Source organism: Aquiflexum sp. (assembly GCF_977115555.1).
Map to the genome: position 1 here is coordinate 1 of NZ_CDSBKL010000292.1, position 5350 is coordinate 5350.

Here is a 5350-nt window from a genome sequence, read left to right on the forward strand (position 1 = left end):
TGGTCGATAACTCCAGACCAACCTTCCGTGCAACAAGAGTTAATAAAGAGAAACATAGCAAAACAGCTAAAAAGCAAAAATTTTGAATTTAAAAATGTTTTTTTCAGGAGCAGGATTTCCAACCCTATGTTTGAAAGGGACCCTGTTGTCGACTTGGGCAGAAACCCTACCCGCGAAAACTGCAATCATCAAAACCAAATAGAGGTTTGTCAATAGAAGCTTTTGAAATGAAAATGGGAAAAATGTTTTCATGGTTTTTCAGTTTTAGGATTAAAAATTAGAATTGACCCGATATAAAAGAATGACATCGCCTTCTTCAAATCCGGTAACCATTATTCCCACTTCTTCAGCAGTAAGGGGGATTTCCGAATTGATAAAAATGTAGGCAAGGTTTGAAAAACCTTTTAGATTTTCTAGGTTGATTCTTAGGGCTGATTTTTCTGAATCACTGCCCAAATTGATCTGCAAAAGTTTTACAGTACGAAAAATATTGTTTTCCGATTCCAAAGTTGAAATCGATTTGACATCAGTAGATACTTTTTGGGGAAATCCCTCACCTCCAAATTGGATAGCCGAATCCTTGATAAGGATAGTCGGGACATTATCATTTACGAGACTTCTAAGAAAATCAGTATTTTTTTCTCCTTCTGCTTTTACAAATTCTTCAAACAAAGAAGCTTTTTGGGAATAGCCTTCAGTAAAAGAAAAACAAATGAACCCTATTATCAAGGAAAGTAGAAAGGGGAAACCGCTGCGGTTTTCTTTCGATGGAAATGTAAGAAATGTCATCATAGCGAGATATTTAATGAACAAAATTGGTAGGCAGTTGAGATAGATTAAGCCTTTATTAAGCTAAATGGGTGATATGGGTGAATCAGTATCATTTAACTGTCGTAAAAATACAATTATTTGATTTTCATTTCCTAATAATTTTCAAAAAATATTTTACAAAATGCATTTTTTTGCATTTATATGACCACTAGCAATTTAAAAAATAGGGTTGAAAGATTGATTATGGAACAAAAAAAGGGGTTTTTCAACCCCTTTTGACTTTTGTCAATTTTTCTTTTTTAATTGATTGGAGATATTTTTTTATCATTTCCAATCTGTGATTGACTCCCAAAATCTTTTGAGGAACAATCCTTTCCAAACTCCATTGCATAATCATAATTAATTTAAGCCTATTGTACGCACCTCAAAAAGATTTGTTTTTTCGGATTGCTTCTCGGAAATTGATTGATGTTAAAATATAGGGCCATGCAAAAGACCCAAGACTTGGCTTTTTATTTTTTTCCAAAAATGAAAACTTGAAAAGAAACCGATCAAAGGAGTATTGAAATGACATTGATTGAAACTGCTATAAACCTAAATGCCATATTTTGAAAAATAAAACTTCCATTATCTTCCTCCTTATATATATGGTGTCACAATCATTAGCCTTTGGACAATCAAGGCCCAGAGATTTGGGTATTTATATCGGAGTCATGCCTACCGGTATACACAATGCCATTACTGATGTGGCAGGGGTGAGGGTAGGACATGTCACAATTATAGAAGGACAGAATATCAGAACCGGAGTGACAGCTGTCATTCCCCATCAAGGCAATCTTTTCCAATCAAAAGTTCCTGCTGCAGTTTTTGTTGGAAATGGATTTGGAAAACTTGCAGGAACCACGCAGATTGAAGAATTGGGAAATATAGAATCACCAATCATCCTCACCAATACCTTGGGAGTAGCTGCCGGAATTGAAGGGGTTGTAGAATATACCTTGTCACAAACAGAAAATGATCAGGTCCAATCCGTAAACGCAGTAGTCGGAGAGACCAATGACGGATACCTCAATGATATCAGAGGGAGACATGTGAATCCTGAAGATGTGGTTTTGGCTATTTCAAATGCCACTGAAAGTGAAGTTTTGGAAGGAAATGTCGGAGCGGGAACAGGTACAGTTTGTTTTGGATTCAAAGGGGGAATCGGAACTTCCTCCAGGAAGCTCCCTGAATCGCTCGGCGGCTATACAGTCGGGGTTTTGGTTCAGACCAATTTCGGAGGCATTTTGGAGATTGATGGGGTTCCGGTTGGGGTCGAATTGGGTAAATACAGTTTTATGGAGCATTTGGCTTCAGTAGATGGATCTTGTATGATCGTAGTAGCTACCGACGCGCCTGTCAATGAAAGGAATCTAAAAAGAATGGCACAAAGGGCCATGATGGGATTAGCCAAAACAGGAGGAATTGCCTCCAATGGTTCGGGGGATTATGTGATCGCTTTTTCCAATTATTCGGGCAACTTGATTTCTCATATTTCCCCAACCCTTGAACTTCAAAAACCTACCTACTTGCAAAATGATGACATGAGTGGACTTTTTCTTGCCACCATTGAGGCTACCGAAGAAGCCATCATCAATTCTCTTTTTGCTGCAGAGGATATGACGGGAAAGAATGGAAGGATAGTAAAAGCTTTGCCCAAAGAGGAGGTTTTGGAGATTATGAAGCGGTTCAACAGGTTGAAGTAAAAAACAATTTATTCTACAAATCCTCCAGGTTGGCTAGATACCATTCCGCCTGCTCCAGGATTTTGGATTTGTCTTTCATCTTTTCCCAAGTCTTATAAGCCATTCCAATTCTTGGGTTTTTAGCTAATTTATTCTCATTTCTGTGATAAAAATGCCAATAAAGGCTATTGAAAGGACATGCTTTTTCACCTGATTTTAGGGATTTGTCATAGTAGCACCCTTTACAATAATCACTCATTTTGTCGATGTAATTGGCTGATGAAACATAGGGTTTGGTTCCTACAATCCCTCCGTCGGCAAATTGACTCATTCCTCTTGTATTGGTGATTTCTACCCATTGAATGGCATCGATATAGATTCCCAAATACCAGGCATCCACCTCATCAGGAGCTATTCCAGCCAATAAAGCAAAGTTTCCTGTCACCATCAATCTTTGGATATGATGTGCGTAAGACCTACTAAGAGATTGTCCTATGCTGTGTTTCAGGCAACTCATGTTGGTCTTACCGGTCCAGTAGAATTTCGGTAATTTCCTTTCATGTCCAAAAAAATTCAAAGTGGCATATTCAGGCATCTTCGCCCAATATACCCCACGCATATATTCTCTCCATCCGATGATTTGCCTGATAAATCCTTCCACTTGGGAGATGTTGATCCTATCCTGATGGGCAAGCCAATATTGTTCAACTTTTCGTACCACTTCCAATGGGGAAAGCATTTTCGTATTCAAGCTGAAGCTAAGCCGACTATGAAATAAAAATGGGTCACCTGTGTACATGGCATCCTGGTATTCTCCAAAATTGTCTAAGAGCATTTCGCAGAAATGGTCAAGTACCTGAATGCCTTCTTCCCTTGAAACAGGCCATTCGAAGTTTTTCTCATCAACAGTCCCTATAGTTTCTACCTCCATTTTTTGGAGAAGGTCTCGTATTTGGGATACATTTTTAGCAAAAACCTTAGGTTCCTTTAGCATCAAGGGATCACGAAATTTGTTTCGGTTGTCATGGTCATAATTCCACTTTCCGGTAATTGGTTCTTTGCCTTCCATGAGGATATTGTATTTCTTCCTCATTTCCCGATAAAAGGTCTCCATCAGGAATGTTTTCTTTCCCTTGAAAAAACCTGCCAAAAACTCTCTTGTAGTCAAAAAGTGCTCTGAATCGAATTTTTTGGAGGGGATCGGAAGGGAGATACATAAATCTAATAGCTGCTGATCTAGCCTGTACTCGTCCGGTAGCAGGTATTCAAACTTGAAAATGTTGTGTTTTTCAATAAGCTGATGGAGATTTGCCGTAAGGTTTTGGGTATTTTCAGGATGATCAAGTTTCCAATAAATTATTTGATGGCCGTGATTTTGAAGGGTTTCAGCAAAATTTCTCATAGCCAAAAAGAACCCTATGACCTTTTGGACATGATGGCGGACATAGCTAGTTTCCTGCTTCATTTCCATCATGACATAGATATGTTCAGGGTCTACTTCATCAAACCACGAATGCTGAATATTAAGTTGATCGCCAAGAATCAGGCGCAGGGTTTTTGCCATAAGGTGAGCGTGGATTGATTACCATACACCATTTGACGCCATTTTGTTTTCTCTGATGAGTGTGACAGTGCCTGCTTTTTCGATCTCTTCACCTTTGGGGGTAAGGTAGCTGACTTTGTAAACATAGTTTCCACTTGGTAAAAGCTGACCGTTCAATTGCCCGTTCCACCCCTCTGCATTTTGAGAATCATTTGAAAAAATCAATTCACCCCATTTATTGAAGATTGCCATTTTGTATCCGCTGATTCCTTTGGTTTCTGGTTTGAATACATCGTTTAATCCATCATTGTTTGGAGAAAAGGCATTAGGCATCATCAGGTATTTACTGACTTCATTGACTTTGACTTCCTCTTTTTGAACAGAAGAACATCCAAAAATATCATAAGCTCTCAAGACTACTTCAAATTCCCCAGGCATCTTGAATACGTGGACGGGATCTTTTTCAATAGAAACATTACCATCTCCAAAATCCCACTCCCAGGCAATAAAATCTTCCGATATTTTACTTTCGAATTTCAATTGATCATCGACCAATATTTCGTCTTCAGGATTCAGTTCAAGTTTTTTGAACCCAAATCCCAATCTGTCTTTAGCTGCAATATTGCTGTAGTCAACCAAAATCTTTTCTGTGATTTTGCAACCGTTGGCATCGATTACCTCCACAGAAAGCTCTCTTTCAGTCAAAAATTCTATTTCTTGGGTATTTTGGTTTCCGTTGAGCCAAGTGATTTGATAAGGTGCCTTACCGCCTTTAATACTTACCCAAGCCACACCTTTTGCCTCATTGCTCTCGCAGTTGACATCCACAGTGGTTTCTATTTTTGCAGTAAGTTTTTCGGGGCCTGTGACAGTGAAAGTTTTTGTCGTTTCACAGCCAAGTTGATCAGTGATTTTGACAGTGTATTCTCCGGAAGGCACATTTTCCAAGTCTTTTTCTTTGGAGCCATTGTCCCAAGAAAAAGTAAATGGAGCGGTTCCTCCTTGGATATCTAGTACAATTTTTCCGTTTTCAGCATCCGCACAAAGCAAGGCAGACGAAATCTCTGCAGAGATGGTCATTGGTTCAGCAGCTTCTATCGTGTAAGTCTTGGAAATGCTGCATCCGTTGGCATCAGTCACGGTCAATCCATATTCCCCCGCGCTCAGGTCAGTGATTTTTTCAGAGGTTTTGCCATTAGACCAAAGGAAAGTAAATGGGGCTTTGCCTCCAGTAGCAGTGACAGCGATCGTTCCTTTGGGCTCATTGGAACATGAAATGTGAGTCAATTCCTCTTTTAGGTCAAACGACTCG

The 5350-nt window shown here is 39.2% G+C and carries 5 protein-coding genes; 1 reads left to right on the forward strand and 4 read right to left on the reverse strand.

Going from position 1 to position 5350, the window contains the following annotated elements; all coding sequences use genetic code 11:
- Positions 1–66: 66 nt before the first annotated feature.
- Together ACZFYI_RS15140 and ACZFYI_RS15145 are read right to left on the reverse strand one after the other, a co-directional pair.
- The gene (locus ACZFYI_RS15140; protein WP_462524968.1) at positions 67–252 is read right to left on the reverse strand and encodes a hypothetical protein; all 186 of its coding nucleotides are present in this window, start codon (positions 250–252) and stop codon (positions 67–69) included.
- A gap of 18 nt (positions 253–270) precedes the next feature.
- A complete protein-coding gene (locus ACZFYI_RS15145) occupies positions 271–792 on the reverse strand; it encodes a hypothetical protein (RefSeq protein ID WP_462524969.1) in 522 nt (173 codons plus the stop codon).
- 626 nt (positions 793–1418) lie between these two features.
- Between ACZFYI_RS15145 and ACZFYI_RS15150 the strand changes: the two genes are divergently transcribed.
- Complete coding sequence (locus ACZFYI_RS15150; RefSeq protein ID WP_462524972.1) at positions 1419–2516, forward strand: P1 family peptidase; 1098 nt, start codon at positions 1419–1421, stop codon at positions 2514–2516.
- A gap of 13 nt (positions 2517–2529) precedes the next feature.
- On the opposite strand, the gene ACZFYI_RS15155 is transcribed toward ACZFYI_RS15150, so the two are convergent.
- Positions 2530–4059, reverse strand: a complete 1530-nt coding sequence (locus ACZFYI_RS15155) for a cryptochrome/photolyase family protein (protein WP_462524970.1) — start codon at positions 4057–4059, stop codon at positions 2530–2532.
- Between the two features lie 18 nt (positions 4060–4077).
- Positions 4078–5350 (reverse strand): T9SS type B sorting domain-containing protein (locus ACZFYI_RS15160; RefSeq protein WP_462524971.1); only part of this gene is annotated, 1273 nt, incomplete at its 5' end.